Here is a 13,097-nt window from a genome sequence, read left to right as displayed (position 1 = left end):
TGATGACAGGGCCAGCCAAACACCCCTTCTTCTGCATCGCGCCGCGGCAAAGCCGCGTCGTGACGTCGGACGAGTTCGGCGGAGGTCTCCGCCGCCTCGCCGGCCGAGCTTGCGCAAGTCCGCGTCTAACGCTTCGCGTTAGCCGCGGGCCGCGCTGCTCAGAATTCCTGCTCGAGCTTCTTGGCCATCTCTTCGATATTCTCCGGCGGCCAGCCCGAGATTTCCATGCCCAAACGCAGGCCCATGTGGCCGAGCACTTCCTTGATCTCGTTGAGCGACTTGCGGCCGAAGTTCGGCGTGCGCAGCATCTCGCTCTCGGTCTTCTGGACCAGATCGCCGATGTAGATGATGTTGTCGTTCTTCAGGCAGTTGGCCGAACGCACCGACAGTTCCAGCTCATCGACCTTCTTCAGCAGGAAGCGGTTGATGACGGTGTTGTCGTCGACTTCGATCGGGCCGCCGGTGGCGACCGGGGCGGGCGCCGCGGCGACGCTGTCCTCGAAATTGACGAACAACTGCAGCTGGTCCTGGAGGATCTTGGCGGCATAGGCCAGCGCATCGTCCGGGGTCACGGTGCCGTCTGTTTCGACCTGGATGGTCAGCTTGTCGTAATCGAGCTCCTGCCCGACGCGGGTATTGTCGACCTTGTAGCTGACCTGGCGCACCGGCGAATACAGCGCATCGACCGGCACCAGGCCGATCGGCGCATCGGCCGGGCGGTTGGCGCTGGCGGGGACATAGCCCTTGCCGGCCTCGACGGTCAGTTCCATGTTCAGCGTGGCGCCGTCATCCAACGTGCAGATGACCAGATCCTTGTTGAGGACCTCCATGTCGCCGGTGACGTTGATCTGGCCGGCGGTGACTTCGCCCGGGCCGGTCGCCGTCAAATGCACACGCTTGGGCTGATCGCCCTGCATGCGGATGGCGACCTGCTTGATGTTGAGCACGATGTCGGTCACGTCTTCGCGAACGCCGGTCAGCGACGAGAATTCGTGCAGCACACCGTCGATCTTGATGGCGGTCACGGCTGCACCCTGCAGCGACGACAGCAGCACGCGGCGCAGGGCATTGCCGAGCGTCAGGCCGAAACCGCGCTCCAGCGGCTCGGCGACGAAGCTGCCCTTGCGGCGACTGTCGGCGCTCGGCCGGGCCTCGAGCCGATTCGGCTTCTTCAGTTCGGTCCAGTTCTTGGCGATCACTGCCACAGGCTCACCTCATCATTGGAAAGGGGCGGATCGTCACCCGCCCGTCCCCGTCATTAAAAATTGTGCAAATCCGCGCCACGGGGAGAGGCGCGGCCGAAACCGCCAGGGTCAGACCCGGCGACGCTTCGGCGGACGCACGCCGTTGTGCGGGATCGGCGTCACGTCACGGATCGCAGTGATCTGGAAACCCACGGCCTGCAGGGCGCGCAAGGCGCTTTCGCGACCCGAACCCGGGCCGCGCACTTCGACTTCCAGCGTCCGGACGCCATGTTCGGCGGCCTTCTTGCCGGCGTCCTCGGCGGCCATCTGCGCCGCGAACGGCGTCGACTTGCGGCTGCCCTTGAAACCCATGGTCCCGGCCGACGACCAGGCAATCGCATTGCCCTGGGCATCGGTAATGGTGATCATGGTGTTGTTGAAACTGGCGTTCACATGGGCAACGCCCGACGTGATGTTCTTGCGCTCGCGGCGCTTGATGCGTGCAACTTCGCGTGCCATCGAAAAATCCTAATCCGTATCGTCGATCTGGGAGAAAAAGCGTAAGGCCCCGGGGCCTTACTTCTTCTTGCCGGCGATCGGCTTAGCCTTACCCTTGCGGGTACGCGCGTTGGTGTGGGTGCGCTGGCCGCGAACGGGCAGGCCGCGACGGTGACGCAGGCCGCGATAGCAGGCGAGGTCCATCAGGCGCTTGATGTTCATCGCCGTCTGGCGGCGAAGATCACCCTCGACCGTGATTTCCTTGTCGATCTTTTCGCGAATCGACAGGACTTCCGAATCGGTCAGGTCCTGGACGCGGCGTTCGACCGGGAAGCCCAGTTCGTCGGCGATGCGCTTGGCGGTGGTACGGCCGATGCCGTGGATGTAGGTCAGCGCGATCTCAACGCGCTTGTTGGTCGGGATGTTAACACCCGCAATACGTGCCACAGATTATTTCCTTCCAAGCTCCACAGGGTGCGCTGGGCAGGCACCCCATCTCAAAGCAAGAACCGGACGGCCGGAACGGCCGCCGGGTCAGTGATCCGGTCAATCGGAAAAGGGCTGCTAGCCGGGGAGAGCGGCAGAGTCAAGGGCGAAGCACCGCGAGCGCGCGTGCCGCGCGCCGACAGGCGCAAGCCCGGCCGGCGAGGCGGCCGGCAACACCGGCCGAACCCGTCCGACGTCAGCATGGGCTTTGCCCATGCCCTGCCCTTCAACCGCTACTGCGGCACCCGCCTTCAGCGATCCAGCACCGCATCGATACTTGCCGCCACCGCATCCATGTCCGCCATCCCGTCGACCCGGTCGACCAGCCCGCGCGCCTCGTAATGCGGCAGGATCGGCGCGGTCTTGGCGCGATATTCACCCATGCGGGTCCGCACCGTATCGGCGTTGTCGTCGGGCCGGCGCTTGAACTGCGTCGATCCACACATGTCGCAGACGCCTTCGACGCGGGGCTGCTTGTGGCGGTCGTGATAACCCTCACCGCACTGGGCGCAGGTGAAGCGCCCGGTGATGCGATCGACCAGCGCGTCCTCGTCGACCTCGAGCTCGATGACGTGATCGAGGTGCAGGCCCTTGTCGGCCAGCATCGCATCGAGCGCCAGCGCCTGGACATCGGTGCGCGGATAGCCATCGAGAATGAAGCCCCGCCGGGCATCGTCATGGTCGAGCCGTTCCGACAGGATGCCGTTGACGATATCGTCGGACACCAGCCCGCCCGATTCCATTACCGACCTGGCCTGCAGGCCGACGGGTGTTCCAGCAGCGACGGCGGCCCGGAGCATGTCTCCGGTAGAAAGCTGGACAAGTCCCCGTTCTTTGACGAGTCGGCTTGCCTGGGTCCCCTTCCCCGCGCCGGGCGGACCCAGCAAGATCAAATTCAACGGCGCGCTCCCCCACGGAGTTTGGATTTCTTTATCAGACCCTCATATTGATGCGCGAGCAAGTGGCTCTGGATCTGCGCGACCGTATCCATGGTCACATTGACGACGATCAGCAGCGACGTGCCGCCCAGCGCCAGGCCGGTGCCGAGCCGCGCCGACAGGAATTCGGGCAGCAGGCAGATGATGGTCAGATAGGCGGCGCCGACGACGGTGATGCGGGTCAGCACGAAATCGAGATACTCCGACGTCCGCACGCCCGGCCGGATGCCGGGGATGAAGCCGCCGTATTTCTTCAGATTCTCCGCCGTCTCCTCGGGATTGAAGACGATGGCGGTGTAGAAGAACGCAAAGAAGATGATGCCGGCGGCGTACAGCAACATGTACAGCGGCGCGCCGTGCTGCAGCGCCGTCGTGACGGTCAGCAGCCATTCCGGCCCGCTGCCGCCCTGCGCCGCGAACTGCGCGATGGTCAGCGGCATCAGCAGCAGCGACGAGGCGAAGATCGGCGGGATGACGCCGGCGGTGTTGAGCTTCAGCGGCAGGTGCGAGCTGTCGCCCTGAAAGGTGCGGGTGCCGACCTGGCGCTTGGGATACTGGATCAGGATCCGCCGCTGGGCGCGCTCCATCAGGCAGATGAAGGCGACGGTGAGCAGCGCGATCAGGCCGACCAGCACCACGGCGACGGGTGACAGGGCGCCGGTGCGGCTCTGTTCGAACAGCTGGCCGATGGCGGTCGGCAGATGGGCGACGATGCCGGCCATGATGATCAGCGAGATACCATTGCCGATGCCGCGGCTGGTGATCTGCTCACCCAGCCACATCAGGAACATGGTGCCGCCGATCAGCGTGATGACGGTGGTGGCGCGGAAGAAATAGCCGGGGTCGATGACCGCCGACACGCCCTGGCCGGCCCCCCAGCTTTCGAGGCCGACGGCGATGCCATAGCCCTGGATCGCGGTCAGGAACACGGTGCCGTAGCGGGTGTACTGGTTCAGCGTCTTGCGGCCGGTGTCGCCTTCCTTCTTCAGGGCCATGAAGCTCGGCACCAGCGAGGTCAGCAGCTGCACGATGATCGACGCCGTGATGTACGGCGTGACGCCGAGCGCGATCAGCGACATGCGCTCGAGCGCGCCGCCCGAGAACATGTTGAAGAAGTCGAGGACACCACCCTGGGTCTGGCTGAACAACGAGTTCAGCGCCGTCGGGTCGATGCCGGGCAACGGCACGAACGAAACGAGGCGGAACACGACCAGCGCGCCGAGCGTGAACCACAGCCGCTTCTTGAGCTCGGTGGCCTTGGAGAAATTCGCGAAGCTGAGGTTCGCGGCCATGCTTTCGGCGGCTGACGCCATAGTCCTACCCGATCTTCAAGCCGGCGACCTGCCGGGGCTGAAACGGCGAAACGCCGCGCAAGGCCGTTAGATAGGCAATGCGCGGCGTTTCTACCATGTGTCTTTTTCCGCCGATGCGGGGCTGCTTTATTTGGCAGCCTTGAGCGCCGCAGCCTTGGCTTCGCGGGCGACGGCGCGGGCCGCCTTCTGCTCGTCACGGCTCAGCGGCTCGGGCTTGGGCGCCGGCAGTTCGACGCTGCCACCGGCGGCTTCGACAGCGGCCTTGGCGGCGGCGCTGGCGCCGGCAACCTTGAGGTTGACCTTGGCGGTCAGCGCGCCCTTGGCAAGCAGGCGGACACCGTCACGGGCGTGCGTCAACACCTTGGCATCGAGCAGAGCCTGGGTGTCGATGACCTTGGCGGTGTCGAGCCGGCCGGCGTCGATCATCAGCTGCAGCGTGCCGAGGTTGATCTCGGCATAGTCCTTGCGGAAGATGTTGTTGAAGCCACGCTTCGGCAGCCGCATGTGCAGCGGCATCTGGCCGCCTTCGAAGCCCTTGATCGACACGCCCGAGCGCGACTTCTGGCCCTTCTGGCCGCGGCCTGCGGTCTTGCCGACGCCGGAGCCGATACCGCGGCCGACGCGGACGCGGCTCTTGCGGGCACCGGGATTGTCGTGGAGGTCGTTGAGTTTGGTCATGGAATGCACTCGCTTTCGCTTTGGGCGCGCAGGGATGGAAATGCCGTCCCGGTTGCCCAGGACGGCAGGGAGATCAGGCCGCTTCGACCTTAAGCATGTGCGCCACCTTGGCGATCATGCCGCGGACCGACGGCGTGTCCTCGAGGACGCGCGACCGATGCATCTTGTTGAGGCCCAGGCCGACGAGCGTCGCCTCCTGGTCCGGCGCACGGCGGATCGGCGAACCGATCTGCGTGACCTTTACCTTGGTCACGGTCGGGGCGACGGGCGCCTCGGTCTTGGGGGCTTTGGCCATCCTATGCGTCCTTATGCGACCGCTTCGGCTTCAGCTTCGGCGACACGCGCCGAAACGTCACCACGGCGCGCCATCAGATCGGCAATCTTCTTGCCGCGCCGCTGCGCCACCGACTTGGGGCTGGTCTGTTCACTGAGCGACGCGAAGGTCGCGCGGATCATGTTGTACGGGTTGTTGGTGCCGACCGACTTGGTCACCACATCGGCAACGCCGAGCGCTTCGAAGACGGCGCGCATCGGGCCGCCGGCGATGATGCCGGTGCCCTGGGCGGCCGAGCGGACATAGACCTTGCCGGCGCCGAAATGGCCGTAGCCATCATGGTGCAGGGTACGGCCGTCACGCAGCGGCACGCGGATCATCGCCTTCTTGGCAGCAGCGGTCGCCTTCTGGATGGCTTCCGGCACTTCGCGTGCCTTGCCATGGCCGAAACCGACCCGGCCCTTGGCATCGCCGACGACGACGAGCGCTGCAAAGCCGAAACGCTTGCCGCCCTTCACCGTCTTCGAGACGCGGTTGATGTGAACCAGCTTTTCGACCAGTTCCTCGCCGCCGGCCTCGACCGGGTTGTTGCCGTCACGACGACCGCGACCGCGATCGCGATCATTGCCGCCGCCCGGGCCGCGACCACGACCGCCGCCGGGACCACCGGGGCCGCCGCGACCGCGACGTTCGCCACCAGGACCGCCACCAGGGGCGCCGCCACCGGGAGCACCGGCGTTCTGAATTTCGTCAGCCATTGCTTAAAACTCCAATCCGCCTTCGCGGGCACCATCGGCCAGCGACTTGACGCGGCCGTGGAAGATGAAACCGCCACGATCGAAGACGACCGCCGAAACGCCGGCAGCCTTGGCCCGCTCGGCGAGGCGCTTGCCCACGGCCGCTGCGGCATCCTTGGTCGCGCCGGTGACGTCGCGGACATCCTTTTCCAGCGTCGAGGCCGCGGCCACCGTCACGCCGCGGGCATCGTCGATGACCTGGGCATAGATGTGCTGCGACGTGCGATGGATCGACAGCCGCGGACGCGCGCCGCTCTTGGCACGCAGGGCGGTGCGAACGCGCCGACGGCGCTGATCGAAAAGCGAAAGCTTGGCCATTACTTCTTCTTCCCTTCCTTGCGGAAGATAACCTCGCCGCGGTACTTGATGCCCTTGCCCTTGTAGGGCTCCGGCTTGCGCCAGCGGCGAATCTCGGCAGCAACCTGCCCGACACGCTGCTTGTCGTTGCCGGTGATCTCGACCGTCGTCTGGTCGGGCGTCTTGATCGTGATGCCTTCCGGGATCGCGAAATCGACATCATGGCTGTAGCCGAGCTGCAGCTTCAGGTTGGAACCCTGGACCGAGGCACGATAGCCGACGCCGGTGATTTCCAGCACCTTGGTGAAGCCCGTCGAAACGCCGGTCACCAGGTTCGAAACCAGCGTGCGCTGCATGCCCCAGAAGGCACGGGCGCGCTTGGTCTCGTTGGCCGGGTTAACGCCGATCTCGGCATCGCTGATGTCATAGGCGATGTCGTCCGACATCGGCATGGTCAGGACGCCCTTGGGCCCCTTTACCGACAGGATGCGGTCTTCGATGCTGGCGGTGACTCCGGCCGGAACCGGCACCGCCTTCTTTCCGATGCGCGACATGGCTTAAAACACCTGGCAGAGGACTTCGCCGCCGGCATTCTGCTCACGCGCTTCCGCGTCGGACAGAACACCCTTTGGCGTCGAAACGATGACGATGCCGAGGCCATTGCGGACCCGCGGCAGTTCGGTGGCGCCCGAATAGACGCGGCGACCGGGCTTCGAGACACGGGCGATGTGCTGGATCGCCGGCTTGCCTTCGAAATACTTCAGGTCGATGCGCAGCGCGGCGGCGGCTGTGCCGCCATCGGCTTCGGAATAGCCACGGATATAGCCTTCGCGCTGCAGCACGTCGAGGACGCGGGCACGCAGCTTGGAGGCCGGGGTGAGGATCGAATCCTTCTTGGCCTGCTGGCCATTGCGGATTCGGGTGAGCATATCACCAAGGGGGTCGGTCATCGACATTCAGATGTTCCTACCAGCTCGACTTGGTCACGCCGGGAATCAGGCCCTTGTTGGCCAGTTCGCGGAGCATGATGCGCGAGAGCTTGAACTTGCGATAATAGGCGCGGCTGCGGCCGGTGAGCTCGCAACGGTTGCGAACCCGCGTCGGATTGGCGTTGCGCGGCAGTTCCGCCATTTTCAGGCGGGCCATCAGGCGCTCGGCATCGTCGCGGCTTTCATCGTTGGCGATGGCCTTCAGCACGGCGAACTTGCCGGCATACTTCACCACCAGCGCCTTGCGATGCTCGTTCTTGTTGATCGAGGAGAGCTTAGCCATGCGTCAGGCCGCCTTCTTGTCTTCGGTGAGGCCGATGAACGGGAAACCGAACGCCTTCAGCAGCGCGCGGGCCTCGTCGTCGGTCTTCGCCGTCGTGGTAACGATCACATCCATGCCGCGGACACTGTCGATCCGGTCATAGTTGATTTCGGGAAAGATGATCTGTTCCTTCAGGCCCATGGCGTAGTTGCCACGACCGTCGAAGGACTTGGGGTTCAGCCCGCGGAAATCGCGAACGCGCGGCAGGGCCACGGTGATCAGGCGATCCAGGAACTCGTACATCTTCTCGCGGCGCAGGGTGACCTTGCAACCGATGGGCATGCCTTCGCGAAGCTTGAAGGTCGCGACCGACTTCTTGGCCTTGGTGATGACGGGCTTCTGGCCCGCGATCAGCGCCATTTCCTCGGCGGCCTTGTCGACTTTTTTCTTGTCCTGCGTGGCTTCGCCGACACCCATGTTGATGACGATCTTGTCGATCTTGGGAACCTGCATCAGGTTCTTGTAACCGAACTGCTCGATCATCTGGGCGCGGACCTTGTCCACGTACAGTTGCTGCATCCTGGTCAGATTTGCTGCATCAGCCATCGATCAACTCTCCCGACCGCTTGGCGACACGCACCTTGCGACCATCTTCCAGAACCTTGAAACCGACACGGGTCGGCTTTCCGGTTTTCGGGTCCTCGATCGCAACCTTGGAGATGTGGAGGGGCGCTTCGATGCGCTCCAGCCCACCCTGGGGGTTGGTCTGCGAGGGTTTCTTGTGGCGGGTCATCATGTTGACACCGCCAACGATGACCTTGCCTTCCTTGGGCATCGCCTTGGTGACTTCACCATGCTTGCCCTTGTCCTTGCCGGACAGAATGACGACCTTGTCGCCCTTCTTGATCTTCGCGGCGCTCATTACAGCACCTCCGGCGCAAGGCTGATGATCTTCATGTGACCAGACGCGCGCAGCTCGCGCACCACCGGCCCGAAGATACGGGTGCCGATCGGCTCCTCGTTCTTGTTGATCAGCACGGCGGCGTTGCCGTCGAAACGGATGACCGAGCCATCGGCGCGCCGGATGTCCTTGGCAGTACGAACGACGACGGCGCGATGCACGTCACCCTTCTTTACCTTGCCCTTGGGCTGCGCTTCCTTGACCGACACGACAATGACATCGCCGACGCCGGCGAACCGACGCTTCGATCCGCCCAGCACCTTGATGCACATCACCCGCTTGGCACCGCTGTTGTCAGCGACGTCCAGGTTCGTCTGCATCTGGATCATGTGTTCGATCCTTCACTCAAATTGCGAGAAGCGGTCATCAGCCGACCTTCTCCAGAACTTTCCAGGTCTTCAGCTTGGAAATCGGGGCACATTCCTCGATCCGCACCGTGTCGCCGGCCTTGATGACATTGCCCTCGTCATGGGCATGATATTTCTTCGAACGACGGATGATCTTGCCGTAGACCGGGTGCGCAACCTTGCGCTCGATCAGGACGACGATCGTCTTGTCACCCTTGTCGGACACGACCGTGCCCTGGAGGACGCGTTTCGGCATAACTCAGGCTCCCTGCGCCGGCGCGGCGGGCTTGCGGCCCGCCTGCAGCGTCTTGATGCGCGCGATGGTGCGGCGCACCTCACGAATACGGCCCGGCTTTTCCAGCTGGCCGGTGGCCGCCTGGAAACGCAGGTTGAACTGCTCGCGCTTCAGCTCGCCAAGAGCCGTCGCGAGCTGATCGTCGGTCTGGACCATCAGGTCCGAATGCTTTGTCTGTGCCATCTTATTAACCCTGCGCCTCGACGGCTTCGCCCAGGCGGACGACCATCTTGACCTTGATCGGCAGCTTGGCTGCCGCACGCTCGAAGGCACCGGCCGCGACATCGTGCGGAACGCCATCGAGTTCGAACATGATCCGGCCCGGCTTGACACGCGCCACCCAGAATTCCGGGTTGCCCTTGCCCTTGCCCATGCGGACTTCGGCGGGCTTCGACGTGACCGGCACGTCCGGGAAGATGCGGATCCACAACCGGCCGGCGCGCTTGATGTGGCGCGAGATGGCACGGCGGGCGGCCTCGATCTGGCGCGCGGTGATCCGCTCGGGTTCCATCGCCTTCAGGCCGAAGGAGCCGAAGTTCAGCGCAGTGCCGCCCTTGGCGTCGCCATGGATGCGACCCTTGAACTGCTTGCGAAACTTGGAGCGCTTTGGTTGCAACATTTCAAATACCTCAGCGAGCCGGACGCACGCCGGAGGTCTGCGATTCCATCATCAGACGGTCCTGCGCCATCGGGTCATGCCCCAGGATCTCGCCCTTGAAGATCCAGACCTTGATACCGCAGACGCCATAGGCGGTGTGCGCCTGGGCTTCCGCGTAATCGACATTGCCGCGCAGCGTGTGCAGCGGCACCCGGCCCTCGCGATACCATTCGGTGCGCGCGATTTCCGCGCCGCCGAGACGGCCCGAGCAGGTGATCTTGATGCCTTCGGCGCCGAGACGCAGCGCCGACTGCACGGCGCGCTTCATGGCGCGACGGAAAGCGATACGGCGCTCGAGCTGGTCGGCGACGCCCTGGGCGACGAGCTTGGAATCGACTTCCGGCTTGCGGATCTCGACGATGTTCAGCGACACGTCGCTGCGGGTCATGCCGGCGATCTGCTTGCGCAGCTTCTCGATGTCCGCACCCTTTTTGCCGATGATGACACCCGGGCGGGCGGCATAGATCGACACGCGGGCGAGCTTGGCCGGCCGTTCGATGACGACCTTGGAGATGGCGGCCTGGGCGTGGTTCTTGACGATGAACTCACGGATGCGCAGGTCCTCAAGCAGCAGACGACCATAGTCGTCGCCCTTGGCGAACCACCGGCTGTCCCAGGTACGGTTGATCTGCAGGCGCAGACCGATCGGGGAGGTTTTGTGACCCATTATGCGTTCTCCGCCGCATCGTCGCCCATTTCGCGCACGACGACGCGAAGGCGGCTGAACGGCTTTTCGATGCGGGCGGCGCGGCCACGGGCACGCGGGGTGAAGCGCTTCATCACCAGTGCCTTGCCGACGCTGGCTTCCTTGACGACGAGAGCATCGACATCGAGGTTGTGGTTGTTCTCGGCATTGGCGACGGCGGACGCCAGCACCTTGCGCACGTCGACAGCCATCGCCTTCGTTGAAAACGACAGGATGTTCAGCGCCTCGCCGACCTTGCGGCCGCGGATGAGGCCGGCCACCAGGTTCAGCTTGTAGGCCGAGCCACGGATCGAGGTCGCGACGGCAAGCGCCTCGCGATCACCGACGCGGCGGGGGGATTTCGGCTTCGACATCAGCGCTTGCCCTTCTTGTCGGCAGCGTGGCCGGGGAAGTTGCGCGTCGGCGCGAATTCACCCAGCTTCATGCCCACCATGTCCTCGTTGACCGAGACCGGGATGAACTTCTTGCCATTGTAGACATTGAAGGTGAGGCCGACGAACTGCGGCAGGATCGTCGAACGGCGCGACCAGGTCTTGATCGGACCCCGCCCACCGCCGCCAGCCTGCGCGGCTTCGGCCTTCTTCAGAACGTTCAGATCCACAAAGGGACCCTTCCAGACGGAACGGCTCATCTGGCCTTACCTCTTCTTCTTGGCGTGACGCGAACGGATGATCATCCGGTCGGTCGACTTGTTCGAACGCGTCTTGGCGCCCTTGGTCGGCTTGCCCCATGGCGTGACCGGGTGACGGCCGCCCGAGGTCCGGCCTTCACCACCACCATGCGGGTGGTCGACCGGGTTCTTGGCGACGCCGCGCGTCAGCGGGCGGTGGCCCAGCCAGCGGTTGCGACCGGCCTTGCCCAGGTTCTGGTTGCTGTTGTCCGGGTTCGACACGGCACCGACCGTGGCCATGCAATCCGAACGCACATAACGCTGCTCGCCCGAATTGAGGCGGATGATGACCATGCCGCGGTCGCGACCGACGACCTGGACGAAGGTGCCGGCGGCGCGCGCCAGCTGGCCACCCTTGCCGGGCTTCAGCTCGACATTATGGACAATGGTGCCGACCGGCATCGAGCCGATTTCCATGGCGTTGCCCGGCTTCACGTCGACCTTCTTGCCGGCGGTGACGACATCGCCGACCGCGAGACGCTGCGGGGCGATAATGTACTGCTGGTTGCCGTCGGGGTACTTCACCAGGGCGATGAAGGCGGAGCGGTTGGGATCATATTCGAGACGCTCGACCGTCGCGACGACATCCCACGTGCGACGCTTGAAGTCGACCATGCGATACAGCTGCTTGTGACCGCCGGCGATGCCGCGCGCGGTCGCATGGCCCATGTTGTTGCGGCCACCCGACTTGCGCAGACCTTCGGTCAGCTGCTTGAGCGGACGACCCTTGAACAGGCCCGAGCGGTCGACGAGCACAAGACCGCGGCGGCCCGGGCTCGTCGGATTGAAACTCTTCAATGCCATCGGATCAGATCCCCGTGGTCACATCGATACGGTCGCCGTCGGCGAGCGTGACGATGGCCTTCTTCTCGTCGCTGCGACGATATTCCTTGCCCTTCCAGCGCTTGGTCTTGCCCTTCTGGATGAGCGTGTTCACGCTGAGCACCTTGACCGAGAACAGCGCCTCGATGGCGGCCTTGATCTCGGGCTTGGAAGCACCATTGGCGACCTTGAACACAACCTGGTTGTATTCGCTGACCAGCGTCGACTTTTCGGTGATCACCGGCTTCACCACGATATCGTAGTGCTTCAGGTCGATCGGCTTGGTGGTGTCTGGCTTAGCCATTGACCCGGGCCTCCAGTGCCGTGACGGCAGCGCGGGTCAGGACCAGCGTGTCGTGATTGAGAATGTCATAGACGTTGGCGCCGATCGCCGGCAGCACGTCGATGTGCGGAACGTTGCTGGTCGCCTGGCGGAAGCCCGTGTTGACTTCGGCACCGTCGATGAACAGGCCCGACGTGATGCCGAGGCCGGCCATGACCGTCAGGAACGCCTTGGTCTTGGCTTCACCGATGGTGAAGTCCTCGAGAACGATCAGCTTGCCTTCGGCGGCCTTGACCGACAGCGCGGTCGCGAGGCCGAGGGTGCGGATCTTCTTGTTGAGACCGGGATTGAAGTCACGGACGCGGGGACCATGGGCCTTGCCGCCGCCGATGAACTGCGGCGCGGCGCGGTTGCCGTGGCGGGCGGTACCGCCGCCCTTCTGGTTGCCGAGCTTCTTGCCGGTGCGCTTCACGTCCGAACGCTCGCGGGCCCCACGCGCGGTGGCGCGGCGCTTTTCGAGCTGCCAGGTGACGACGCGATGCAGGATATCGAGCCGCGGTTCCTTGCCGAAAACGGCATCCGACAGTTCGATCTCGCCGGCATCAACCGCGGCCAGGGTTTTGACCTGAACCTTCATGT

24 protein-coding genes are annotated in these 13,097 nt (G+C 64.4%); all 24 read right to left on the bottom strand.

What is annotated here, in order from left to right:
- Window positions 1–158: 158 nt before the first annotated feature.
- The gene (locus ACP7AI_RS12825; protein WP_426167929.1) at window positions 159–1,205 is read right to left on the bottom strand and encodes a DNA-directed RNA polymerase subunit alpha; all 1,047 of its coding nucleotides are present in this window, start codon (window positions 1,203–1,205) and stop codon (window positions 159–161) included.
- 108 nt (window positions 1,206–1,313) lie between these two features.
- A complete protein-coding gene (gene rpsK, locus ACP7AI_RS12820; RefSeq protein ID WP_152577529.1) occupies window positions 1,314–1,703 on the bottom strand; it encodes a 30S ribosomal protein S11 in 390 nt (129 codons plus the stop codon).
- A gap of 57 nt (window positions 1,704–1,760) precedes the next feature.
- Window positions 1,761–2,129 (bottom strand): 30S ribosomal protein S13, encoded by a 369-nt coding sequence (rpsM, locus tag ACP7AI_RS12815; RefSeq protein ID WP_426167926.1) that lies wholly within the window; start codon window positions 2,127–2,129, stop codon window positions 1,761–1,763.
- A 290-nt stretch (window positions 2,130–2,419) separates the two neighbouring features.
- The gene (locus ACP7AI_RS12810; RefSeq protein WP_426167924.1) at window positions 2,420–3,067 is read right to left on the bottom strand and encodes an adenylate kinase; all 648 of its coding nucleotides are present in this window, start codon (window positions 3,065–3,067) and stop codon (window positions 2,420–2,422) included.
- Complete coding sequence (gene secY / locus ACP7AI_RS12805; RefSeq protein ID WP_426167922.1) at window positions 3,064–4,419, bottom strand: preprotein translocase subunit SecY; 1,356 nt, start codon at window positions 4,417–4,419, stop codon at window positions 3,064–3,066. The genes ACP7AI_RS12810 and secY overlap by 4 nt, the downstream gene beginning before the upstream one ends.
- 126 nt (window positions 4,420–4,545) lie before the next feature.
- Window positions 4,546–5,097, bottom strand: coding sequence for a 50S ribosomal protein L15 (gene rplO / locus ACP7AI_RS12800; RefSeq protein WP_426167921.1), 552 nt, complete (start codon window positions 5,095–5,097; stop codon window positions 4,546–4,548).
- Window positions 5,098–5,170: 73 nt separating this feature from the next.
- Window positions 5,171–5,350, bottom strand: a complete 180-nt coding sequence (rpmD, locus tag ACP7AI_RS12795) for a 50S ribosomal protein L30 (RefSeq protein WP_426168346.1) — start codon at window positions 5,348–5,350, stop codon at window positions 5,171–5,173.
- Between the two features lie 53 nt (window positions 5,351–5,403).
- Window positions 5,404–6,129 (bottom strand): 30S ribosomal protein S5, encoded by a 726-nt coding sequence (gene rpsE, locus ACP7AI_RS12790; protein WP_426167919.1) that lies wholly within the window; start codon window positions 6,127–6,129, stop codon window positions 5,404–5,406.
- A 3-nt stretch (window positions 6,130–6,132) separates the two neighbouring features.
- Window positions 6,133–6,486 carry a 50S ribosomal protein L18 gene (gene rplR / locus ACP7AI_RS12785; protein WP_426167917.1) on the bottom strand — a complete coding sequence of 118 codons (354 nt, stop codon included), beginning with the start codon at window positions 6,484–6,486 and terminating at the stop codon, window positions 6,133–6,135.
- Complete coding sequence (gene rplF / locus ACP7AI_RS12780; protein ID WP_426167915.1) at window positions 6,486–7,019, bottom strand: 50S ribosomal protein L6; 534 nt, start codon at window positions 7,017–7,019, stop codon at window positions 6,486–6,488. Before rplF ends, rplR begins: the two co-directional genes overlap by 1 nt.
- A 3-nt stretch (window positions 7,020–7,022) precedes the next feature.
- On the bottom strand, window positions 7,023–7,421 hold the full coding sequence (gene rpsH, locus ACP7AI_RS12775; RefSeq protein ID WP_426167913.1) for a 30S ribosomal protein S8: 399 nt from the start codon (window positions 7,419–7,421) through the stop codon (window positions 7,023–7,025).
- Window positions 7,422–7,431: 10 nt separating this feature from the next.
- A complete protein-coding gene (gene rpsN, locus ACP7AI_RS12770; RefSeq protein WP_426167911.1) occupies window positions 7,432–7,737 on the bottom strand; it encodes a 30S ribosomal protein S14 in 306 nt (101 codons plus the stop codon).
- A gap of 3 nt (window positions 7,738–7,740) precedes the next feature.
- The gene (gene rplE, locus ACP7AI_RS12765; protein WP_426167909.1) at window positions 7,741–8,322 is read right to left on the bottom strand and encodes a 50S ribosomal protein L5; all 582 of its coding nucleotides are present in this window, start codon (window positions 8,320–8,322) and stop codon (window positions 7,741–7,743) included.
- The gene (rplX, locus tag ACP7AI_RS12760; RefSeq protein WP_426167907.1) at window positions 8,315–8,638 is read right to left on the bottom strand and encodes a 50S ribosomal protein L24; all 324 of its coding nucleotides are present in this window, start codon (window positions 8,636–8,638) and stop codon (window positions 8,315–8,317) included. The genes rplE and rplX overlap by 8 nt, the downstream gene beginning before the upstream one ends.
- Entirely contained in the window at window positions 8,638–9,006 is a 369-nt protein-coding gene (gene rplN, locus ACP7AI_RS12755; protein ID WP_152577513.1) for a 50S ribosomal protein L14, read from the bottom strand. Before rplN ends, rplX begins: the two co-directional genes overlap by 1 nt.
- A 37-nt stretch (window positions 9,007–9,043) precedes the next feature.
- The gene (gene rpsQ / locus ACP7AI_RS12750) at window positions 9,044–9,280 is read right to left on the bottom strand and encodes a 30S ribosomal protein S17 (RefSeq protein WP_426167904.1); all 237 of its coding nucleotides are present in this window, start codon (window positions 9,278–9,280) and stop codon (window positions 9,044–9,046) included.
- 3 nt (window positions 9,281–9,283) lie between these two features.
- Window positions 9,284–9,502 (bottom strand): 50S ribosomal protein L29, encoded by a 219-nt coding sequence (rpmC, locus tag ACP7AI_RS12745; RefSeq protein WP_426167902.1) that lies wholly within the window; start codon window positions 9,500–9,502, stop codon window positions 9,284–9,286.
- A 4-nt stretch (window positions 9,503–9,506) separates the two neighbouring features.
- Window positions 9,507–9,938, bottom strand: a complete 432-nt coding sequence (rplP, locus tag ACP7AI_RS12740; RefSeq protein ID WP_426167900.1) for a 50S ribosomal protein L16 — start codon at window positions 9,936–9,938, stop codon at window positions 9,507–9,509.
- 10 nt (window positions 9,939–9,948) lie between these two features.
- On the bottom strand, window positions 9,949–10,644 hold the full coding sequence (gene rpsC / locus ACP7AI_RS12735; RefSeq protein WP_426167898.1) for a 30S ribosomal protein S3: 696 nt from the start codon (window positions 10,642–10,644) through the stop codon (window positions 9,949–9,951).
- Window positions 10,644–11,036, bottom strand: a complete 393-nt coding sequence (rplV, locus tag ACP7AI_RS12730; protein ID WP_426167896.1) for a 50S ribosomal protein L22 — start codon at window positions 11,034–11,036, stop codon at window positions 10,644–10,646. Before rplV ends, rpsC begins: the two co-directional genes overlap by 1 nt.
- Window positions 11,036–11,314, bottom strand: coding sequence for a 30S ribosomal protein S19 (gene rpsS / locus ACP7AI_RS12725; protein WP_426167894.1), 279 nt, complete (start codon window positions 11,312–11,314; stop codon window positions 11,036–11,038). The genes rplV and rpsS overlap by 1 nt, the downstream gene beginning before the upstream one ends.
- A 6-nt stretch (window positions 11,315–11,320) precedes the next feature.
- Window positions 11,321–12,157, bottom strand: a complete 837-nt coding sequence (gene rplB, locus ACP7AI_RS12720) for a 50S ribosomal protein L2 (RefSeq protein ID WP_426167892.1) — start codon at window positions 12,155–12,157, stop codon at window positions 11,321–11,323.
- Between the two features lie 4 nt (window positions 12,158–12,161).
- Window positions 12,162–12,479: a 50S ribosomal protein L23 gene (locus ACP7AI_RS12715; protein WP_426167890.1), complete on the bottom strand. Its 318-nt coding sequence runs from the start codon at window positions 12,477–12,479 to the stop codon at window positions 12,162–12,164.
- The gene (gene rplD / locus ACP7AI_RS12710; RefSeq protein ID WP_426167888.1) at window positions 12,472–13,095 is read right to left on the bottom strand and encodes a 50S ribosomal protein L4; all 624 of its coding nucleotides are present in this window, start codon (window positions 13,093–13,095) and stop codon (window positions 12,472–12,474) included. The genes ACP7AI_RS12715 and rplD overlap by 8 nt, the downstream gene beginning before the upstream one ends.
- Window positions 13,096–13,097: the final 2 nt, after the last annotated feature.

Origin of the sequence: Sandarakinorhabdus sp. DWP1-3-1, from assembly GCF_049896705.1 — a bacterium.
GTDB lineage: Bacteria > Pseudomonadota > Alphaproteobacteria > Sphingomonadales > Sphingomonadaceae > Sandarakinorhabdus.
This window is presented reverse-complemented; position numbering and strand designations above follow the sequence as displayed.